General features: G+C 67.7%; 18 protein-coding genes. 12 read left to right on the top strand and 6 right to left on the bottom strand.

Annotated elements, in window-relative coordinates:
* From ACGLYG10_RS08230 to ACGLYG10_RS08220, 3 genes are all read right to left on the bottom strand, one after another.
* Positions 1–1086 (bottom strand): phosphodiester glycosidase family protein, encoded by a 1086-nt coding sequence (locus ACGLYG10_RS08230; RefSeq protein ID WP_083565766.1) that lies wholly within the window; start codon positions 1084–1086, stop codon positions 1–3.
* A 103-nt stretch (positions 1087–1189) separates the two neighbouring features.
* On the bottom strand, positions 1190–2473 hold the full coding sequence (locus ACGLYG10_RS08225; RefSeq protein WP_073330288.1) for an MFS transporter: 1284 nt from the start codon (positions 2471–2473) through the stop codon (positions 1190–1192).
* Between the two features lie 85 nt (positions 2474–2558).
* Positions 2559–4823, bottom strand: a complete 2265-nt coding sequence (locus ACGLYG10_RS08220; RefSeq protein WP_083565765.1) for a glycoside hydrolase family 3 protein — start codon at positions 4821–4823, stop codon at positions 2559–2561.
* A gap of 252 nt (positions 4824–5075) precedes the next feature.
* Between ACGLYG10_RS08220 and ACGLYG10_RS08215 the strand changes: the two genes are divergently transcribed.
* Positions 5076–5666, top strand: coding sequence for a TetR/AcrR family transcriptional regulator (locus tag ACGLYG10_RS08215; RefSeq protein WP_073330285.1), 591 nt, complete (start codon positions 5076–5078; stop codon positions 5664–5666).
* Between the two features lie 168 nt (positions 5667–5834).
* Complete coding sequence (locus tag ACGLYG10_RS08210) at positions 5835–7322, top strand: multidrug effflux MFS transporter (RefSeq protein WP_083565764.1); 1488 nt, start codon at positions 5835–5837, stop codon at positions 7320–7322.
* Positions 7323–7402: 80 nt separating this feature from the next.
* On the opposite strand, the gene ACGLYG10_RS08205 is transcribed toward ACGLYG10_RS08210, so the two are convergent.
* Entirely contained in the window at positions 7403–8074 is a 672-nt protein-coding gene (locus ACGLYG10_RS08205; RefSeq protein ID WP_073330282.1) for a winged helix-turn-helix transcriptional regulator, read from the bottom strand.
* 92 nt (positions 8075–8166) lie between these two features.
* On the opposite strand from ACGLYG10_RS08205, the gene ACGLYG10_RS08200 reads away from it, so the two are divergent.
* The 6 genes from ACGLYG10_RS08200 (at position 8167) to ACGLYG10_RS08175 (ending at position 13826) form a co-directional block, all read left to right on the top strand.
* On the top strand, positions 8167–9072 hold the full coding sequence (locus ACGLYG10_RS08200) for a tellurium resistance protein TerC (protein WP_073330279.1): 906 nt from the start codon (positions 8167–8169) through the stop codon (positions 9070–9072).
* A 77-nt stretch (positions 9073–9149) separates the two neighbouring features.
* Positions 9150–9854: a heme-binding beta-barrel domain-containing protein gene (locus tag ACGLYG10_RS08195; RefSeq protein ID WP_073330276.1), complete on the top strand. Its 705-nt coding sequence runs from the start codon at positions 9150–9152 to the stop codon at positions 9852–9854.
* Positions 9854–11161, top strand: coding sequence for a CAF17-like 4Fe-4S cluster assembly/insertion protein YgfZ (locus ACGLYG10_RS08190; protein ID WP_083565763.1), 1308 nt, complete (start codon positions 9854–9856; stop codon positions 11159–11161). The genes ACGLYG10_RS08195 and ACGLYG10_RS08190 overlap by 1 nt, the downstream gene beginning before the upstream one ends.
* A gap of 445 nt (positions 11162–11606) precedes the next feature.
* Entirely contained in the window at positions 11607–12107 is a 501-nt protein-coding gene (locus tag ACGLYG10_RS08185; RefSeq protein ID WP_073330273.1) for a hypothetical protein, read from the top strand.
* Positions 12108–12381: 274 nt separating this feature from the next.
* Positions 12382–12993, top strand: coding sequence for a hypothetical protein (locus ACGLYG10_RS08180; RefSeq protein ID WP_073330538.1), 612 nt, complete (start codon positions 12382–12384; stop codon positions 12991–12993).
* A gap of 542 nt (positions 12994–13535) precedes the next feature.
* Entirely contained in the window at positions 13536–13826 is a 291-nt protein-coding gene (locus ACGLYG10_RS08175; protein ID WP_073330270.1) for a putative quinol monooxygenase, read from the top strand.
* A 141-nt stretch (positions 13827–13967) separates the two neighbouring features.
* Here the strand turns inward: ACGLYG10_RS08175 and ACGLYG10_RS08170 are convergent, their stop codons facing one another.
* Positions 13968–15260: an ABC transporter substrate-binding protein gene (locus tag ACGLYG10_RS08170; RefSeq protein WP_073330267.1), complete on the bottom strand. Its 1293-nt coding sequence runs from the start codon at positions 15258–15260 to the stop codon at positions 13968–13970.
* A complete protein-coding gene (gene fucP, locus ACGLYG10_RS08165) occupies positions 15257–16591 on the bottom strand; it encodes an L-fucose:H+ symporter permease (protein WP_073330265.1) in 1335 nt (444 codons plus the stop codon). Before fucP ends, ACGLYG10_RS08170 begins: the two co-directional genes overlap by 4 nt.
* A gap of 287 nt (positions 16592–16878) precedes the next feature.
* Between fucP and ACGLYG10_RS08160 the strand changes: the two genes are divergently transcribed.
* From ACGLYG10_RS08160 to ACGLYG10_RS08145, 4 genes are all read left to right on the top strand, one after another.
* Positions 16879–17265: a DUF2516 family protein gene (locus ACGLYG10_RS08160; protein WP_073330535.1), complete on the top strand. Its 387-nt coding sequence runs from the start codon at positions 16879–16881 to the stop codon at positions 17263–17265.
* Entirely contained in the window at positions 17265–17720 is a 456-nt protein-coding gene (gene dtd, locus ACGLYG10_RS08155) for a D-aminoacyl-tRNA deacylase (RefSeq protein ID WP_073330262.1), read from the top strand. Before ACGLYG10_RS08160 ends, dtd begins: the two co-directional genes overlap by 1 nt.
* A 17-nt stretch (positions 17721–17737) precedes the next feature.
* Positions 17738–18445, top strand: a complete 708-nt coding sequence (locus ACGLYG10_RS08150; protein WP_073330260.1) for a 4'-phosphopantetheinyl transferase family protein — start codon at positions 17738–17740, stop codon at positions 18443–18445.
* 172 nt (positions 18446–18617) lie between these two features.
* Entirely contained in the window at positions 18618–19040 is a 423-nt protein-coding gene (locus ACGLYG10_RS08145; RefSeq protein ID WP_139240910.1) for an SdpI family protein, read from the top strand.
* Positions 19041–19105: the final 65 nt, after the last annotated feature.

Raw genomic sequence — 19105 nt, 5'->3', positions numbered from 1 at the left:
TCAGGCCCCCTGTGCGATGTAGAGGATGTCGGAGGTCTCGCGCTCACCGCCGTTGGAGGGCTGGTTGATCACCTCGCCGTTGAACCAGAGCGTCGAGGAGCCGCCGCCGTCGAGGTTGTATGCGCAATCGCAGCCCAGGTCCGCCATGATCTGGGCGAGTTCGGTCATGGTCACCCCACGCGAGTAGCCCTTGTCGCGCCCGTCGACGACGACGAACACGTAGTGCCCGTCCGCGATCGCGCCCAGCGCCGTGCGCGGCTGGGTGCCCTGGATCGAGTGGTTGCCGACGTTGGTGTCCACCTCCACCGCGTCGATCCCGTCCAGCACCGAGCCGCCCTGCACCAGCGCCGGCCCGAAGGACAGGGTGTTCCACACGCCGGCGTCCAACAGCGTCTGGGCGTCGGTGTTGGTCTCGTCGTAGACCTCGACGCGGCCGTCGGTGTAGAAGGCGATGCCGTCGCGCACGCCGTCGTCGCGGTAGATGACGCCGTTGCGGATGAGGATGCCGTCGGAGCGGAACCCGTAGTAGTCGCCGTTGACGGCGAGGATCGCGTCGTGCTCGGTGGCCATGGCGCTGGGCAGGGCGGTGATGTTGGTGCCGTAGGCGTTGTTGGCGAAGGCGCTGCGCACGGCGGTGGCGTCGCTGGCCTGGATGTCGGCGACGTAGTAGGTGACCGTGTCATCCCCGGAACCGTTGGAGACCCGCTCAATGCTGATCGAGGTCAGCGAGGAGGTGTAGCCGGTGTCCGTGATGTTGACGTCGGTGGCCCGTGCGGTGGAGGAGACCGAGGAGTTGATGGCCTCGTAGGCGGCTACGTCGTCGACCTCCACGTGGTCGATGACGAACCGGTTGAGCGCCCATGCGGCCGTACCGATCAGGCCGGTCCCGACTAGGGCGCCGCCGCCCAGGAGGACGCGGCGCCGGGAGTGACGGCGGGGCGGGTCCGGGCGGGTGGCCGACGGCGTCTGGGACTGCTGTGCTCGGGGCGCGGAGGACTGTTCGGCCGGTGTCGCGCCGAGGCGGCTGTCTGTTGCCCGGGACTCGTCCCGGGCGTTACCGGGCTCAGGAGTTGAATAGCTGAACATGGCCTCAACCCTTGCGGGCGGTCATATGCCGCGGCCGGGTCTGCGCTATGGGCCGCCTGTGGATCCGGGGGCCGGCCGTGTCGGACGGCGAGTGCTCTGATTGTCAGCGGATCGACCGTATGAGTGCGAACAGCAGCGTGGCTACCAGCGCCGCTGCAGAAGCAACCACGAACAGCATGTGGTAGCCGAAGGCGCTAATGGCGGCGGCCGCTACCAACGGCCCAGCGATTTGCCCACCCGTGTTGGCAAGGTTGAGAATCCCCAGGTCCTTAGCGGCCGTATCCGGATCGGGAAGGACTGCGATATTGAGGGCCTGGTCGACGGCGTTGAACATTCCTAACCCAGTTCCGGCGATGACGGCGTACAGCACCATCATCATTGGCGTTGCCGAGAAGAATGGTACGAGTACGCCCACGGCAATGAGTAGGGAGGAAACGATGACCGGCAGCTTGATCAGCTTAAGTCGGTCCGCAACCGGCCCGGCGACGAATGCCATCACGATCCCCGCGACCATGATGATCAGGGAGATGATGGAGATGTATCGGGATGAGTCATCCTCCCCGAGCAGCATGTAGTCGGTAAGGATGTACAGGACATATCCCTGGATGGCGAACTTCGCGAGGATGACGAAGAACTTGCCCAGCAGTGCGAGGTAGTAGTCACGGGCATTGTGACGTGCGAACACGAAATGGTCCAGCACCATATCCTTGGTGAACGGCCGCTTGGGCATGTCAACCGAGGAGGACTCTCGGAAGAACCAGGACGTTGCGGGGGCAACCAGCACGGTGAGTCCACCCAGGACGAGCAGACCCGTGGCGGTGTTGCCCAAGAACTGGGCGCCGATGACCTGCCCCAGGCCCGTGCCCAGACCGTTGCCGAGCGCATAGCCGGATGCGGCAGTGCCGCGGAACTGTGGGGAGACGCGATCCGAGAGTGTGCCCAGCAACGGGGCGATGATCGAGTTGAGGAAGACCTGGTACACCGCCCAGGTGGTCACGAGGGCGGGCACGCTTTGGACGTGACCGAGCACCGTCAATGACAAGAGGGATCCGACAGCTCCCGCCCAGATCCAGGGAGTGCGGCGACCGAAGCGTGATCGGGTCAGGTCCGAGCCGGCGCCGATGAGAATGTTCGCGATGGCTGCCACGATCATCGAGATGGTCGAGTTGAGCGCCACCACCGCTGCCTTGTCGGCTGGGGCGATTTCGGCGATTCGGGCTGGGAGGAGGACGCCGACCGCGCCAAGGTAGGCGACGATCCAGCAGAAGGCTCCGATCGCCAGTCCGATTACCAGGCGTATCGGCAGTCGAGGCTGCTGCTCATCACTGGTGGTGCCGGACCACTCGTGCGTGGAAGGTGCTGTTGTGGGTGTTTCGTTGCTGGCCATGATTGCTCCATTGCTTGTGTTGGCCGGTATTGATGGACATGGGACGATTCAGAGCGGGGCATCGAGGTATGGAAATCGGCTGACTTCAGATGAGCGTGGTGCTTGAGACGGCGTCCGAGTCGCCCCAGAACTGTGCGGCCTCGAAGCGGACGTTGCCCGCGGGGAGGAGCAAATCGCGCTCGCGGCTATCCCAGCGCGACAGCGGTCGAAGGGAGGCGGCGATGCTGGCGGTCGCGCTCTGCCCAGGGGACAGACTCGCCTGGGTGAAACCGATCAGTTCCCGCTGTCCGGCACGGTCCCCGTCCAAGCGGGTGGCGTACAGTTGAACGGTTGCGGTTCCGGCGCGTTCACCGGTGTTACGGACGGTGGTGGATGCACGCACTCGGCCTTCCGAGACGACGACATCGAGTCCGGTCAGTGCGAAGGTGGTATAGCTCAGGCCCTGACCGAGGGGGATCAGCGCCTGCACGCCTTTGTGCGCGAGCAGGCGTTGCCCGTACCAGCGGTCGTAGACAACCTCGGTGGCGTCTGCACGGAAGTCGGGCAGGTCATCCACGCTGCGCGGGATCGCGTAGGGCATGCGGCCGCTGAAGTTCTCCGTCCCCAGCAGCAGGTCTGCCAGCGCGTGCCCGCCTTCCATGCCGGAGTACCACCCCATGACGACGGCAGGTGCGGACTCGAACCACTCCTCCATGAGCACTGCGCCCGCGGCCACGATGATTACGACGGTACGTGGTTGCGCGGCTGCCACCGCGCGGATCAAGGCAATGTCTTCCTGTGGCAGGTGCAGGTCCGTACGGTCGCCACCGATCTCCGACTTGCCGGCTGCCGCCTCGAGACGGGCCATCATCTCGTCGAGCACCGCTTGTTCGTCTGCCGTGTGCGGTTTGGGGTAGAGCTGCATGAGATCGTCGCGGGCGTAGATGCGTCCGTTGACCCATTCGCCTTCTTCGGCCGCCGTGTAGCCGACGACGACCACGGCGGCATCGGACTCGGCGGCCCGGGCCGCTGCCCGGGCAGGGTCGGAGCCGTTGTCATGAACGACTTGAGACTCGGGCAGGGCCGCGCGCAGGCCGGCCAGGGGTGTCACCTGGTGCGCATGCACATTCGAGGATCCGTGGTCGCCTAGGTTCTGGGTGTCGGCGAGCCGTCCGATGACGGCGAGTGATCGTAGTGATCCCGGATCGAGCGGCAGGGCGGGGGCGCCGGCCACGGCTTCGTTGCGCAGCAGCACCATGGAGCGGACGGCCGCCTCGCGGGCCAGCGCGTGGTGCTCATCGTTCGCGATGACGGTCGTCGGCGGGCACTCTTCGGAGCGGTGCGCGTAGTGGTCCAGCAGCGTGCGCAGCAGTCGCCGACCGGAAGCGCGTACAGCGTCGCGGCTCACCTTTCCGGTGGCGAGAGCATCGGGCAGGTGTTCGGCGCGCAGCTGGGCGAAGGGCGTCTCCACATCGAGTCCCGCTTCCAGTGAGGCTTCGGCGTCGCGGATGGCCCAGATGAAGTCGGAGATGGTGAAGCCGGTGAAGCCCCACTCCTCCCGCAGTACCTCCGTCAGGAGTTCCTTAGAGGCGCTGGCCCAATGGCCGTTGACCCGGTTGTAGGCACACATGAGTGAGCCGGCTCCGGCGCGCACGCAGTCGCGGAAGTGAGGCAGGAAGTCCTCGTGCAGTGTTTCGGGATCGCAGTGCACGTCGACGTCGAAGCGCGCATTCTCCATGGAGTTCAGAGCGAAGTGCTTGACGCAGGCGATGGCGTGAGCACTCACGCCACGAGTGAGGGCCGCCCCCATGGCGCCGAGCAGCACGCTCTGATCCGAGTACGTCTCCTGCACGCGCCCCCAGGCGGGGTGACGGGGCAGGTTGATGCACACGCCGCCGAAGAAATTGCCACCCGAGGCCCGCACCTCCTCACCGATCGCCCGGCCGATCCGCTCCTCCAGGTCGGGGTCCCAGGTGGCGCCGCGGGCCATGGACACGGGGAAGGCGGTGGCGGAGCCGACTACGACGCCGCGTGGCCCGTCGATGAAATGGATACCGGGGACACCCAGTCGCGCGTTGGCGCCGGCCGGATAGGGGAAGTGGTTGTAGCCGTCGTGCATGATGCTGCGGCGCCCCTGCCAGAAGGGGACGTTGCCATGTAGGAGTGCCAGTTGCTCGGCGTCCGTCATGAGGTTCAGGAGAAGGTCGGCTTCGACGTCGGGATCGCCGCCGTCGCCTACGCGGTCGACGGCTTGGGCGAAGGGTGTGCCGGGAATGAGCTCCGGGCCGAGGGTGGGCTGCGGGCGTCCCGACTCCAGGGCGGATCGGGGATCGGGTGTGGGTGCTGTGGAGGCGGATGGGGCTGTGGACATCTTGAGTCTCCTCGACGTTGAGGAACTGAGTACTTGGTGAGCACCAAGTTAACTGTGAGTGTAGCGCGTTGCTGGGCCTGTCGCTAGCCCCGAATGGCACGCGTCGTGTTCACAGGTTGTTGGTAGTAGCTGCTGGATCGGCGGCCAGGTTCGGTGAGACAAGCGGCGAGAACCAACCTCCGCGTGCGAGTCCGGGCAACGCGATAGCCTGAACTGGCGGCCAGTCGTCCGGCCGCTACGAGGGGAGCACACGTGAGCGTCGCGAGACGGCAACGGCTCAGAGGGGCCGAGCGCAAGGCGCAGATTATTGATGTCGCCACCGACCTCATCGGCGAGCGTGGCTACTGGGGTATTTCCATCCAGGACATCGCCACCCGGTGCGCCATTACCGACAGCGCAGTGCTGCATCACTTCGGCAGCAAGGAGTCCCTGCTGCTTGCGGTGCTGGAGAGTCGCGACGAGCGCGACCGGAGGGCGCTCGCGGATCTACTCGGTCTGGCACGCAGCGAGTTGTATGACCGACTTCCCAACGTCTCACTTATCGATTTCTGTGACGCGCTGGTGCAGCGCAATGCATCCCAGCCCGCCATCGTCGCGTTGTACGCCGTCCTTGACGCCGAGGCGCTCAACCCCGACCACCCCGCCCATCAATACTTCCAGGAGCGCGAGCGGCTTGTCATCGAGAGTTTCGCGCGTACTGCTTCAGATCTGCCGCTCGAGCCGCTGATGCGCGGCCGGCTCGCCCTCTCGTTGATGGATGGGCTGCAGCTGCGGTGGCTGCGGGATCGAAGTATCGACCTACTGGCTCAGTGGCGCCTATTGGCGAAGACGCTGCTGCGCTGAAACAGACGGGAAGGCAGGAGAAGGATCTTTCCGGTCCATGCTTGGCGATGCCAAGGGGCGGGGTGATCCGTGGCGCGCTCACAGTGAGCCCCGCAGACGAACCGGGTGCAAGATCTCACGCGCCCCGCATACATGACTTCACGCCACCCGGTTTCATAATCTCGGTCCATGACCACCTCCCCTTCGACCGGACCCGCCTCTGCCCAGCAGGGGAAGGGGGTCACTCCAGAATCCGCATCCGCCGACGCCCAAACGGCCGAGGGCCGCGCCGCCGCGTCCGCAGACCCGCGTGACGCCGGCCTGCGCACCTCCTTCGCCCCCACCCTGCTGGTGGCACTGGCGGCGCTCGCGGCCATCGCCCCGCTCGCCATGGACGCCTACCTGCCGGCCTTCAACCAAATGGCCGCCGACCTGGGCGTCTCCGCCTCCACCACCCAGCTGACGCTGACGGCATTCCTGGTTGGTGTAGCACTGGGCCAGCTGAGCATCGGCGTGCTCTCCGACCGCTTCGGCCGCCGCCCGCTGCTGCTATGGGGCAGCGTGCTGGCCTTCGTCGCCGGCGTCGGCACCGCGCTCGCGCCCAGCGCCGCCTTCCTGCTGATCGCGCGTTTTCTGCAGGGACTCGGCGGCGCCGCCGGCATGGTGCTGGGCCGCGCCGTCATCTCCGACCGTTCCCGCGGCATCACCGCCGCCCAGGCCCTTTCCCTGGTGATGTCGATCCAGGGCGTTGCACCCGTCATCGCCCCGATTCTGGGCGGCGCCCTGGTCGGCCCGGTCGGCTGGCGCGGCATTCTCGGCGTGGTGGCGGCCTTCCAGGGCATCCTCGTGCTGCTGGTGGCCGCCTGGGTGCCCGAGACGCTTCCCGCCGAGCAGCGCCACGAGGGCGGCTTCGGCGTGCTCGTGGACGGCACGCGTGCGCTGTCCAAGGACCATGTGTTCGTCCGCCTGATCCTCATCAATGCGCTGGTCTACGCGCTGCTGACCTCCTACCTGTCCGCCGCCCCATTCATGTTGCAGGGCGTCCTCGGCATGAGCACGGCCGCCTACACCGCCGTGTTCGCCGTGTGCGGCCTGACGGTGACCCTGACCGTGGCGGCCTGCGGCTCGCTCGCCAAGCGGATCTCGCCGGAGCGGCAGATCCGCCTGGGGCTGATCGCCATCCTCGTCGTCGACGTCGTCTTCGCCGCCGTCTGCCTGACGCGCCTGACCGGTCCCGTGTCCTCCACTGCGCTTACGGTCGCCACCGTCGCCCTGTTCATCATCCACGTCATGGCTCTGGGCACCTGCATGGGTAACCTGCCGGCCGTCGCCCTGGGCCGCACCGGACGCTGGGCCGGCACCGGCTCGGCGCTGCTGGGCTTCATCCAGTTCGTCTTCGGCGGCATCGCCAGCCCGATGGTGGGGCTGACCGGAGAGGCCTCCGGTGTCGCCTTCGGCGCGACGATCGTGGTAGTGGCGTTGGCGGCGAACGTGCTCGGTGCCTTCGGCGTGCGCGACCGCGGTGAGAAGGAGCGCCTGCGCGCCGAGGCGGCGGCCAAGCGCGCCGCCCGACTCGGCCGCGACCAGCTTCCGCAGGTCGACCAGAACGGCGCCGACGGCGGCCCCGCGGCCGCGGACGCCGTCGCCGAGCCCGCCAAGGAGGCGGCCGGAGCCTGACGGCCGCACGCATCCCACCCGCGGTCACGCGTCCGTCCTACCCGACGACGCCGCGGCATGCTCCTGCCGCGGCGTCGTCCTTACTCCTCCTCGGAGGCGTCGAAGCGATACCCGACGTTGCGGACCGTGCCGATCAGGTGGTCGTACTCGGTGCCGAGCTTCGCACGCAGGCGGCGGATGTGGACGTCGACCGTGCGCGAGCCGCCGATGTAATCCTCACCCCACACCTCGTCCAGCAGCGCCTGGCGGGTCAGCACCCGCCCCTGGTTGAGGGCCAGCGCCTTGAGCAGTTCGAACTCCTTGTAGGTCAGGTCCAGCAGTGTGCCGCGGATGCGAGCGGTATAGGCGGTGGTGTCGATAACCAGGTCGCCGGCCTCGATGCGGTCCTCGGCGATCGGTGCCGCCTCGGCGATGTGCACGCGCACCAGCCGCAGTCGCGCGCCCAACTCCGCGGGCGTGGCCCCGGCCATGACGAAGTCGGCGGCCCCCCAGTCGGGCTGGACGACGGCGGCGCCGCCCTCCTCAAGCACCAGGATGATCGGCGGGCAATCCATGGGGCCCGACAACAGCTGGCATAGGGCGCGGGCACGCATCAGGTCCCCGCGGGCGTCGATCATGACGACGTCGGCCTCGGCCGCCGAGGCGTAGGAGGCGGGCACCGGCTCCAGGCAGTCGACCTGGCAGTCGAGGAATGAGATCGCGGGGACGACGGCGGTGGCGTCGTGCTCACGGGTGAACATGATGACGCGCACGGCCGTCTCCTTCCGGTCCCAACTGGGCCCGAAGCTCAGTGAACCACATTTGTATTTGCGAGCGGATTACATGACCGGGCACGCGTGAGTACATGCACGGCCCGCGGGTGTGGGACGATGCGACCGTGAACACGCAGGATGTGCCCGGCACGGTGGACCCCGGCAGCTACGGGACGCGCCGCGGCGCCAACCTACCCATCGAGGTGGGGCTGGTGGACCCGGCCTGGACTCGACTGGCGGTGGCCAGCGTCGTGCCCGTGCTCCTGGCCGTCTCGGCGGCTCTGCCCGCCTGGGTGCGGCTGATCGTCGTCGTCCTGCTGGTGCCACTGACGGCCCAGGGCTGGCCCGCGCTGGTGCGCACGCGGCACGATCAGGGCGCCACCGGCGTCATCACCCTGACCGGACTGACCGCCGCCGTGCTGGTGGCCATCACCAACGACTTCGGCATGGCGGGGGTGGTCATGGCCCTCAGCGTGCCGGCGGCCTTCAGCGCGCAGATGGCCCGGCGCGACGGCCGCAAGCATTTGGTGGAGGACCTGTCCGCCACCGTCGCCGGCAATCTGGTGATGATCTCGGGTGCCGGCTGGTGCGCCCTGCGCACCGGAATCGCCGACCCTGCCGTGATCGTGCCGTGCACGTTGGCACTGTTCACCGGCGCCCTGCTGACCACTTTGAACGTGCGCGCCACCGTGCTGGAGGTGCTCACCATGACCGTCCCGGCCCTGGTGGCGGGCGCCGCCGGTGGGGCATTGGCCATGGTCGGCTTCTTCGGGGTCAGCCACGTCGGGCCGGAGCCGGCCCTGCAGTCGGCGGCCGCGTGCCTGGTGACCGGGTTCGTGGCCGGGGTGCTCATGGCCGCGGCCAACCGCGTGCTGTGGACTCACCGCTGGGTTCCCGGCGGGCGTGCCGCGGTGGCCAGCGCGATCGTGCCGATCCTGTCGCTGGGTGCCCCGGTGTACGCCATCGCTCGCCTCATGGGCGGTTTCATCGCGGGCTGACGCCGGCGCCTTCGCGTTCGTCGCGGGCTGACGCCGGCGCCGTGGCGTCGGCCAAGCCCGGGCCGTACCCTGCACCCATGGCGTTCATGATTCCCGACGATCTCGCCCCCGAGCTGTACCCCCTGGCCTGGCTGGTGGGCACCTGGCGCGGCTACGGCATCCTCACCTATGGGGAGACGGTCCCCGAGCAGGCCGTCTACCAGGAGATGACCTTCGACCACGACGGCGGCCCCTACCTGCGCCAGACCAGCACCATCTGGACCGTGGACGCCACCCGCAGTCAGGACCTCGACTTCGAGATGCCCGGTCTGGAGGGCGCCGCGCGCCTGACCCCCGCGCAGATCTGGTCCACCGAGACCACCTTCTGGCGTCCGGTGGGCCAGGAAATGCCCGCCGACGACGGTGACGCCTCCGGAACCGCCTCAAAGACTCCGATCACCTCTCTTGAGTTGGTCTCCACCGACCCCGCCGGGCACGTCGGCGTCTGGGAGGGCTGGATCCAGGGGCCGCGCGCCCAGGTCGGCACCCAGGCGGTGGGGCGTACCCGGACCGCCGCCACGGTCACCCAGATGAGCCGCATGTTCGGGCTTGTGGGCGGGGAGCTCATGTGGACGCAGGACATGGCCGCCTTCGGTGAGGAGGAGCCGAAGTCTTACGCATCCGGCCGCCTGGGTCGAGTGGAGGAGGCGGGGGAGACCGACCCCGGCGCCGCCCTGCGCGAAGCCATCGCCGCCGACGAGGCCGCCCGCGCTGCCGACACTGCGACGGACGCTCCCGCCTGATGCGCCGCAGCCCCCTCCTGGACCGGTCCGACGCCGTCGCCAACCCCGCCGGCGATCTGGACGCCGCCGTGCCCGCCCGCTACGGCGACCCTCTGCGCGAGCAGAACGCGCTGCTCGACGGGCGTGCCGCCACCGCTCTGGCCCGCGACGTCGTCGCTGTGACCGGTCCCGACCGGCTCGGTTGGCTGACCTCCCTGTCCAGCCAGGAGTTGACTCGCCTGACGCCGGGCGACGGCGGCGCGGAGACGCTGCTGCTGGACGCCCAGGGACACATCACCCATGCCCTGGCCTGCGTCGACGACGGCGAGGTGTTGCTACTGGTGACCGAGGTCGGACGCGGTCAGGCGCTGGCCGAGTTCCTGCAGTCCATGCGCTTCATGCTGCGCGTGGAGGTCGCCGTGCGCGAGGACGCGGCCGTACTGGCGGCGCTGGGTGAGGGCGGCGGCGCCCTGGAGGAGGCTTCGCGGGCAGCGGGCGCGTACCTGGCCACCTGGCGCGATCCCTGGCCGGGCGTGGTCGAGGGCGGCACCAGCTACGACGTCGGCGTGGAGCGGACCCACCCCGGGGCGGGCTACCGGGCCACCTGGGTGCTGGTGCAGGCCGACGCGGCCGGCACCGTCGCGGATGCGTTTCTTGCCGGCGGGAATGCGGCTGCTGACGTCGGCGGTGCCGAGCGCCGCAACTCCATGCCGGGCGTCCCCGGGCGGAGCCTGGCCGGCTCACTGGCCTGGGAGGCGCTGCGCGTGGAGGCCGGGAGGCCACGATGGGGCCGGGAGGTGGATGCGCGCACGATCCCGCACGAGCTGGACTGGCTGCGCACCGCCGTACATCTGAACAAGGGCTGCTACCCGGGGCAGGAGACCATTGCGCGCACTCTCAACCTGGGCCGACCGCCGCGGCGCCTGACGATTCTGCAACTCGACGGCTTCACCGGGCAGCTGCCGGTGCCGGGCGCGAATGTGCGCCTGGGGGAGCGGCCGGTCGGCGTAGTGACCTCCGTGGCCCGGCACGTCGACTACGGTCCCATGGCGTTGTCGCTGCTGCGCCGGGGCGTGCCCGCGGATGCGCCGCTGACCGTGGACATTGCTGCTGAGGCCGAGGAAGAGGAGACCGACTCGGCGACCGGCAGCCGTGAAGAACCCGAGGCGGTCGCCGGTGTGGACGCCGCCCAGGAACCTCTGGTTTCCCCCGAGGGCCGGGCGCAGGCCACTCCCGCCGAGCGCCCCGGCCTCGGCTTGGGCCGCCGCGAGGCGCGTGGTCAGGAAGTCAACCGGCGCCAGGGCGCCGGCCGGGGCCTGCTGCGCTGACCGCCTCGTCCTTGTCACCGCGGTCGGTCGATGCAATGAAAGTCGTGCGAGTGGGTCGTGCTCGTCGTCCTCCCAGGCGGAACGCGTGATAGCTGCCGCACGCTTACGCTGGTGGCAGGAATTCTGCCAATCAGGGATTTCCGTTGAGATGATGCGGAATTGCAGGAAGTGGCTGGGGTCGTCAGGATCCGCTTGAAATGCTCCCATGTGCGCCGGAGGCCTCGCCGCACGCAGGAGCTCTCCTGACGTTCTGCAACTGCCGTGTGAAACCGCAGAATCGCGGGGTTTGTGGTCGGTGGTTGGTTTGTTAAGCGTGCGTCGGGTCGGATGACACGCGACGCGTGCCGATGCTCAACCTGCGACTGCGCGCTCAGCGCATTTGACAAGCGGGGGGGGCATATTTCGGCTCGTCCTAGCAATCCTGATTCATAGGAGAATCGCTGCCATGACTGCCATGCCACGCCGGGTTTTCGCACTGGGAACCGTGGGCGCCGTCGCCGCCTTTACGCTTTCCGCATGCGGCTCCTCAGACTCCGCGGACTCCTCCAGCGCTGCTGGTGGAGGATCGACGAGTGAGACGGAAACCTCGGCTACCTCCGAGGAGACCGCCGAGGAGTCCGATGTTGCTGCTGGAAACGACGCGGGTAAGCATACGATCGTATTTGAAGTCACCAGCGATACGGCGACCACCGCGGACATCACGCTGACCAGTCTGGACGCCAACGGCAACATCAGCCAGGAGCAGCTGAGCGATGAGGCCCTCCCGTTCAGCAAGACGGTTGAGATTGACGGTGCCGTCGTCTTTGACGCCTCAAACGCCAATGTGCTCGCTCAGGCCAAGGACGGAACGGACATCACCGCATCCATCGCCATTGACGATAATGAGCCCGTCAGTTCGTCGGGATCCGGCGAGTTTGCTACCGCGATATCGCAGGCCACCAACTGAGAATCGGGCGTCCGAGAACTTAGGATCGCCCGAGCCGGCGGAACCGTTTGGAGCGGCTTGCGAGGCGCGTGGCGTCTCGTCTACTGCGAGCTTTTGCCCTCTGGTGTGCGGCAAATCGGCGCACACCAGAGAGCAAAAGCTCGTACCAGGGTGCGAAGGGTCGCTGGGTTCGCACCGGCCAGACGAGCGCGGCCGCGGAGTGCGAGCGCGGCGCCCGCCATGATTTGGCGTTGTTGTCCTTGTGGGAATGTTGCCCCTGTGGGAGGGTGAGCTCATGAGCGAGCGCAGCCGCTGGATCGTGCCCATCGCCCTCGGGGCCGCTGGTGTCGCCTATGTGAACGGGCGCCTGCGCCCGCGCGGCGACGCTGCCGAGCCCCTGCCCGGGGACGAGCTCCTGCCCGACGCCGAGATCGTTGAGACGCACGAGACGGTGCTGCAGGCGCCCGTGGCCGACGTATGGCCCTGGCTGGCCCAGATGGGCTACGGGCGCGGCGGCTTCTACACCTTCGATGCGCTGTGTCAGCTTGTCGGTGTGGGCATCTCCAGCGCTGACGTGATCAACCCGGCGTGGCAGAACCTGACAGAGGGTGACTCGGTGGACCTGGCGGAGAACATCTCGCTCGTCGTTGCCCGCCTGGAGCCGGAGCGCTACCTCATCCTGTCCAGCGAGGGTGGAAGCGCCCCCGCGGGTAATGAGATGGAATTCGACTTCACGTGGGCGTTCGTCCTCACCTCGACGGGGCTGCATGCCTGCCGTCTCACGGTGCGTGAGCGGTACGTGCCCCAAACGCCGGCCGCCCGCCGAATGCTGCGGGCTATACGCCCGGTCGCGCGGCTCATGACGCACGGCATGTTCCATGGCCTGCGGCGTCGTACCCGGGGCTGAGGACAAGGGCCGCAGACGACGGCCATCGGTGTGCCGACTCAGATGACATCCCGACGCACTCCGGCGCGCAGCCGGGCGACGGCGTGCCGGGTGGCTGCCAGGTCCGTCCTTGGCACGGCAGACGGAGAGGATCGCGCGGTCGCTTCTGAGCCCCGTTGCACACTGGAGCTGTCAGGACAAACTTGTGCGAGTCGGGTTTTTCGCTGGAATCATGGGGAAGTGGCGGGAGTAGCCGAAGTCGGCTCCATGGCTCCGGTGTGCAATGAGGGGATGGTTGCACATGGGAGCCTCCTCGGTACTGCAAGGGGAATCTGCGAAACCGCGGAGTTATGCGCTTCTTGGACGATTGCTCGAGATTCGAGTGTGCAACGCGTGGTTGTTGGCATGCGCGGGGTCTGCCGCAGGGCACCCGGTGGAGGCTCCGAAGCGCCGCGGGCGCTGTTCCCTGGGCGATGTGGGTACGAATCCCACTGGCCCTACCGTGAACGTGATGCGCATCATAGAATCGGCGCGACGCATCCCATACGCCCTGAGGAGGAGCCATGAAGATTCTGCACTCGCAGTTCACTGCCAAACCCGGATTCGAGGACGAGGTTGCCCAGATGATCTGCGACTTCGGCGAAAAAGTCCGTACCGAGCCCGGCAACCGCGTCTTCGACGTTTACCGCCACAGCGATGACCCCGCGAAGTTCTTCGTCATGGAGGCCTACGTCGACGAAGACGCCTTCCAGACCCACCTGGGCATGCCCTATGGCGGCCCGTTCAACGCCCGCCTGGAGGAGCGCATCGAAGAGCCGCACTCGGTATTGACCTTCCTGGACCAGATCGGCTGACGGCATTTCATGCATTGTGGGCTATCTGCCACCGTGAGACGGTGGGCACCCTGTTAAGCCGTCCAGCGGCCGGAGTCGGTGGTATGGCGACGCGGGGCGGGGGCCGGACCCGTTCGGAGTTGACCCACGCCCGGTTGCCGCTCAGAGGTTCGGGCCCGCGGCGCCCTCGTTGATTCGCTCGGTGAGGATGCGGGCGAAGGTCGAGGCGGAGGCGTCTCCTGTGCTCAGATAGTTCTTAACGGCCTTGAAGAAGCCGTCCTGCATCGCCGGAGAAATCACCTCGCCGTAGGAGATCGCATTGAGCACCGTCTGACTGCGCAGGTCCGCGGCTGCCTGCTGCTGGTAGGGGGTGAGCGTGGTGACGTCGGCGTCATTTCGCACCGGCACACAGCCCTTTACCTCACACACGGCGGTCTGCACCTGCGGATCCAGGACCGTAGCCAAGAAGGCGTCCGCGCCCTCACCGTCCGCCGAAGCGGAAGAGCGCACGAATGTGTCTACCACGATCAGGAAGGTTCCCTCGGTTCCGGGGAAGGTCACGGAGGAAACCGGGGACTGCCCGGTGGTGGAGCCGGCGAGCGCCTCGGACTCGGTGAGCGCGCCGTCGTTCATCTGGTAGAAGCCGCACTGACCGTCCGCCAGCCGCCCGGCCGCTTCGTCCCAGGTGCGGTCGGCGTCGGCGGGGTCGGTGTAGTCCATGAGCTGTCCGAAGGTCTTCAGGGCCTCGGTCACCTGCGGGCCGGACCAGTCGAAACGATCGGCCTCGATCTGGGCCCAGCCCTCCTCACCGACGGTGGCCAGGAGCACGGACTCGAACAGTCCTGCCGTGGTGATGGAGTCGGCCCCGCCGATGCACAGCGGTGTGGTCCCCTGTTCCTCCAGGGTGCCCAGGTCGGCGAGCAGATCGTCCAGGGAGTAGCCCGTGCCCGGCTCATCGATACCGGCATCCTGCAGCACGTCGCGGTTGAACATGAGGATGTTCGCCCGGTGCACGGACAACGGGGCTGCATACTGGCTGTTACCCACCGTGACGGAGGCGAGTACTTCCTCGGGGAGCTGACTGGTGACCTCGTCGGTGAACAGTGAGGACACGTCCTCGACCGCCCCGGCCTCCCGCCACGCCGTCACGTTCCCGGCGCTCAGTGACTGCCACACATCGGGGGCATCGCCGCGTGCGAGGCGCTGGGCCAGTGTCACGTGAGCCTGTGAGCCGGCGCCGCCGACGACGGCCAACTGGTCCACGGAGGCGTCGGAGTTGCGTTCCTGATAGGCGTTGACGAGCGTGTCCAGGGCGACGGACTCGGAGGCGGAGGTCCACCAGGACAGGACCTCGATGGAGCCGGACGGGGCGGAGGAGCCACCGCAGGCGGTAAGGGCGAGGGCGGTACTGACTGCCGCGAGTAGGGCGGCGGCACGTCTTCTCAGGGAAGTCATGACTGATTCTTCCTTTCTGAGGCGGTGCTCGAAGTTGTGGCGATTTCCTGCGCCGGTGCACGTAGGTCGTAGATCGCGTAGGCGGTCACCATGGCGAAGCAGACCGCCGGAACGATGAATGAGGTGGCTGCGCTGGTGGCGTCCATTACCCGGCCCTGAACCATGGGCATGATGGCCCCGCCAACGATCGCCATGACCAGGCCGGCGGCCCCGAACTTGGTGGCGTCCCCGAGCCCGGACAGGGCTACGCCGTAGATGGTGGGGAACATCAGCGACAGACAGAAGGAGGCGGCAATAATGGCCACCACGCCCGTGAGGTCCGGGCGCAGCGAGGCGTAGATGCATAGTCCCACAGCCACCGCGCCGAGGACCGCCATGACCTTGGTGGCGCGGATGCGGGCAATGACGGCGGTCATCAGGAACCTGGCGATCAAGAAGACGATAAGGCTGATCTGCAGCATCTGCGAGCCCAACTGCAGGGAGCCGTTAAGCGCCTGCTGGGTGTACTGGATTATGTAGGTCCAGCAGCACACCTGGGCGGCTACGTCGAAGAACTGGGCAATGACGCCGTAGCGGTACCGTTTTGAGCGCCACAGGGTGGTCAGGGGGCTCGCCGGGCGGGCGCCGTCGTCCGTCGGGGCGGTGGGTGGTGCCTTCTGAATGAAGATGATGACCAGGATGACGGCCAGCAGCACACCGAGCCCGATGTAGGGGCCGGTCACGGCGCGCAGCTGCTCGGCGCGAATGGCACGCTCGGTCTCCGGGCTGACATCGGCCAGGTTCACCGGGGTGTCGAGCTTGGGGAGGATGAGCGTGGAGGCGATCAGCACGCCGATGTTGGTACCCAGCGGGTTGAAGGCCTGGGCGAGGTTCAGCCGCCGGGTGGAGGTCTCCTCCGGGCCCAGTGAGATGACATAGGGGCTGGCGGAGGTCTCCAGCAGTGAGCAGCCGGCGGCGATGGCGAACAGGGCGGCCAGGAAAGCGCCGTAGGTCATCACCTGGGAGGCGGGCCAGAAGCCGAAGGCGCCCAGCGAGGCCAGCGCCAGGCCCGAGACCATGCCCGCCTTGTAGCCCCAGCGAGAGTTGATCAGGGCGGCGGGGATGGCCAGCAGGAAGTAGGCGCCGTAGTAGGCCATCTGCACCAGAGAAGCCTGGAAGGAGGACATGTCGAAGATGCGCTTGAAGCCGGAGACCATGGGGGTGGTCAGGTCTGCGGCGATGCCCCAGGCCGTGAAGCAGCCGATGACCGCAACGAGGAGCATGGTGGCGCCCGGATAAAGGATCTTTGAGGTGCTGGAGTCGGGTGGTCGGGCTTTAGTTCGGGCCGTCATGGGGTCTCCCGGATCGGCTGTGATGTTGATGGAGCGGGTGTTGGGCGGGTGGTTCCGGTAGGTTTCGCCTGGGCGCAGGGGATGAATCGCCTCAGGAACGCGGATATGTGATTGGCATCATATCACGCTGCGGTAATGCGGATGGGGCGAGCCGCGTGCCAGCGCATGCGGACTCGGCCAGCCGGACGTTGGGGCGCGCCGACACGTTCGTTATTCCCCGCTGTGGCGGGCTTCGCCCAGGGATGACGGCGCTCGCGGCGCGGCAGGGCGGCGACTACAGTGGAAACGTGCACATTCTGGGACTCGTCGCCGCCTACCTGTCACTGGCCGTCGGCCTGATCTGGCGATTCGCGCAGATCACCGCCGTGGGCCTGGGCGTCTGGGCGCTCATCGACACCCTCACCCGCGACCCCTCGCATTTCATCGCGGCCGGCAAACGCACCAAGGGCTTCTGGCTCGCCGTCAATGCCGCCGGGGTCGTCGTGGTCCTGCTGATGGGGCCATCCTCGATGCTGGGCCTGCTCGGCGTGGTCACCAACGCCGTCTACCTGGCCGACGTCCGCCCCGCCCTGCAGTATTACTCGCCGGTGCGCGTGCGCTCCTCGATCCGCTTCCCCGGGCATGAAGGTGGCCAGGGCGGCCGCGGTCCGCGCGACTGGACTCCCGGCCGCTGATGCGCGCCGTCCTGCAGCGCGTAAACCGGGCGGCGGTGCGCGTGGATGGCGCGGTCGTCGGCGCCATTGACCGTCCCGGGCTGCTCGCCCTGGTGGGCGTCACTCACGACGACGGCGCCGCGCAGGTCGCCACGGTGGCCCGCAAGATCGCCGAGTTGCGGCTCTTCGACGGCCCCGGCGACGACGGTGGCGCACCGGGTCGGGAGGTCTCGGTCACCGACCTGGGGGCGCCGGTGCTGGTCGTCTCCCAATTCACGCTGTACGCCGACGTGCGCAAGGGGCGGCGCCCCTCCTGGAACGGCGCGGCTCCGGGCGAGGTGGCCGAACCACTGGTGGATGCGGTAGTCGCCGACCTGCGCCGGCGCGGCCTGGAGGTGGCAACCGGCAGCTTCGGCGCCCACATGGACATCGACGCCGAACTGGACGGCCCGGTCACCATCCTCGTCGAGGCCTGATGCCCGCGGCGGCGCGAATGACTCAGACGCCCCTACTGGCGGGGCTGGCCCCGCCGTCGGTGATCGTTGCCGAGGCATTCGGCGACGTCGACGCCTCGCTGCTGCCTGCGGAGCGCGCCCATATCGCGGGAGCCTCGTCCCGCCGCCGCGCCGAGTTCACGACCGTCCGCCACCTGGCCGGGCGGGCGCTGGCCGAGCTGGGGCTGGAACGTCCGGCGATGGTGCCGGGGCCGATGGGGGAGCCCGCCTGGCCCGACGGCGTCGTCGGCTCTCTGACCCATTGCCGCGGCTATCGGGCGGCGGCGGTGGCCCGCACCAGCCAGGTGGCTGCGCTCGGCATTGACGCCGAACCGAACCGGTCGCTCGCGGGCGGGGTACTGGCACGGATCGCCTCGCCGGCGGAGCGCGAGAACGTCCGCGAGCTGGTCGAGGCGCTCCCGGACGTCGCCGGGGACCGGCTGCTGTTCAGCATTAAGGAGTCCGTCTACAAGGCCTGGTTCCCCCTGGCTCACCGCCCCCTGCGTTTCGGTGAGGCCGCGGTGACCATCCGTTCGGACGGCACCTTCACGGCTCGGCTCGCGGCGGGAGCCGACGACGATGCCGACGGCGCAGGCCCGACCGGCCGCTGGGCGGCGGCCGGCGGCCTGCTGGCCAGCGCCGTCGTCGTGCTTGTTGACATTGACGGCTTTCGCAGTGTCAGCCCCATCAAGAGCCGTCAGCATTGACCAAGGCGTAGAAGAAGCTGCTCGAGCCCTGCGCACATCTGAGATGTCGCCGGGCCGGCCTGCGTGTTCACGCCTCTGCCGGAGCTCGCGGCGAGTCCCGTCGAAGTCTTGACGCGAGGAAGAGGTAGACACGATACTGTAACAAGCGCCACGGTCGGCGGATCCTTGAGAAGTGACTGGTGCGGAGATGTCCGAATCGTTAGCGAGCATCATACTTGCGGTCGTAATGGCCGCGTGCGGAGTTGTGCTCACAATCGTCGGCCTCAAGATGAGGCACGGTACCCTGAAGCCTAACTCGTTCGCCGGTGTGCGCTCTCCTGGCGCCTTTCGCTCCGAAGAAGATTGGTACAGGATTCAGGCAAGGTGCGCCTTTTCGACATTGCTGATGGGTGGCGTAGGATTTGATTCCGCACTGCTCTTTATCGCTCAGGCGATACTGTCGGATATCGTCTCCATATTAGTGCCATTGGCTATCATCACGGTTCAAGCTCTTCTGGGTTTGGTTTATATGAGTTACACCGCGGCGAATGCCAGCAGGCAAAAAGAACATCACGGAGAGAGTCGAGGCATCTCCGATGTTCACTACAGTAACTGAGGCAAACGTCGGCGTCGGCTACCATCTCGCACGACTGTGACGCCAACTGATGGCGGTTGATGGTG

The organism is Actinomyces glycerinitolerans, assembly GCF_900098745.1.
GTDB classification, from domain to species: domain Bacteria; phylum Actinomycetota; class Actinomycetes; order Actinomycetales; family Actinomycetaceae; genus Actinomyces; species Actinomyces glycerinitolerans.
Note: the sequence above shows the minus strand (reverse complement) of the source record. Positions and strands in the feature narration are given on the sequence as shown.

Coding starts and splice junctions, on each gene's coding strand:
- ACGLYG10_RS08230 (WP_083565766.1), bottom strand. CDS start 1,086: ATGTTCAGCTATTCAACTCCTGAGCCCGGTAACGCCCGGGACGAGTCC.
- ACGLYG10_RS08225 (WP_073330288.1), bottom strand. CDS start 2,473: ATGGCCAGCAACGAAACACCCACAACAGCACCTTCCACGCACGAGTGG.
- ACGLYG10_RS08220 (WP_083565765.1), bottom strand. CDS start 4,823: ATGTCCACAGCCCCATCCGCCTCCACAGCACCCACACCCGATCCCCGA.
- ACGLYG10_RS08210 (WP_083565764.1), top strand. CDS start 5,835: ATGACCACCTCCCCTTCGACCGGACCCGCCTCTGCCCAGCAGGGGAAG.
- ACGLYG10_RS08200 (WP_073330279.1), top strand. CDS start 8,167: ATGCACGGCCCGCGGGTGTGGGACGATGCGACCGTGAACACGCAGGAT.
- ACGLYG10_RS08195 (WP_073330276.1), top strand. CDS start 9,150: ATGGCGTTCATGATTCCCGACGATCTCGCCCCCGAGCTGTACCCCCTG.
- ACGLYG10_RS08190 (WP_083565763.1), top strand. CDS start 9,854: ATGCGCCGCAGCCCCCTCCTGGACCGGTCCGACGCCGTCGCCAACCCC.
- ACGLYG10_RS08185 (WP_073330273.1), top strand. CDS start 11,607: ATGACTGCCATGCCACGCCGGGTTTTCGCACTGGGAACCGTGGGCGCC.
- ACGLYG10_RS08180 (WP_073330538.1), top strand. CDS start 12,382: ATGAGCGAGCGCAGCCGCTGGATCGTGCCCATCGCCCTCGGGGCCGCT.
- ACGLYG10_RS08175 (WP_073330270.1), top strand. CDS start 13,536: ATGAAGATTCTGCACTCGCAGTTCACTGCCAAACCCGGATTCGAGGAC.
- ACGLYG10_RS08170 (WP_073330267.1), bottom strand. CDS start 15,260: ATGACTTCCCTGAGAAGACGTGCCGCCGCCCTACTCGCGGCAGTCAGT.
- fucP (WP_073330265.1), bottom strand. CDS start 16,591: ATGACGGCCCGAACTAAAGCCCGACCACCCGACTCCAGCACCTCAAAG.
- dtd (WP_073330262.1), top strand. CDS start 17,265: ATGCGCGCCGTCCTGCAGCGCGTAAACCGGGCGGCGGTGCGCGTGGAT.
- ACGLYG10_RS08150 (WP_073330260.1), top strand. CDS start 17,738: ATGACTCAGACGCCCCTACTGGCGGGGCTGGCCCCGCCGTCGGTGATC.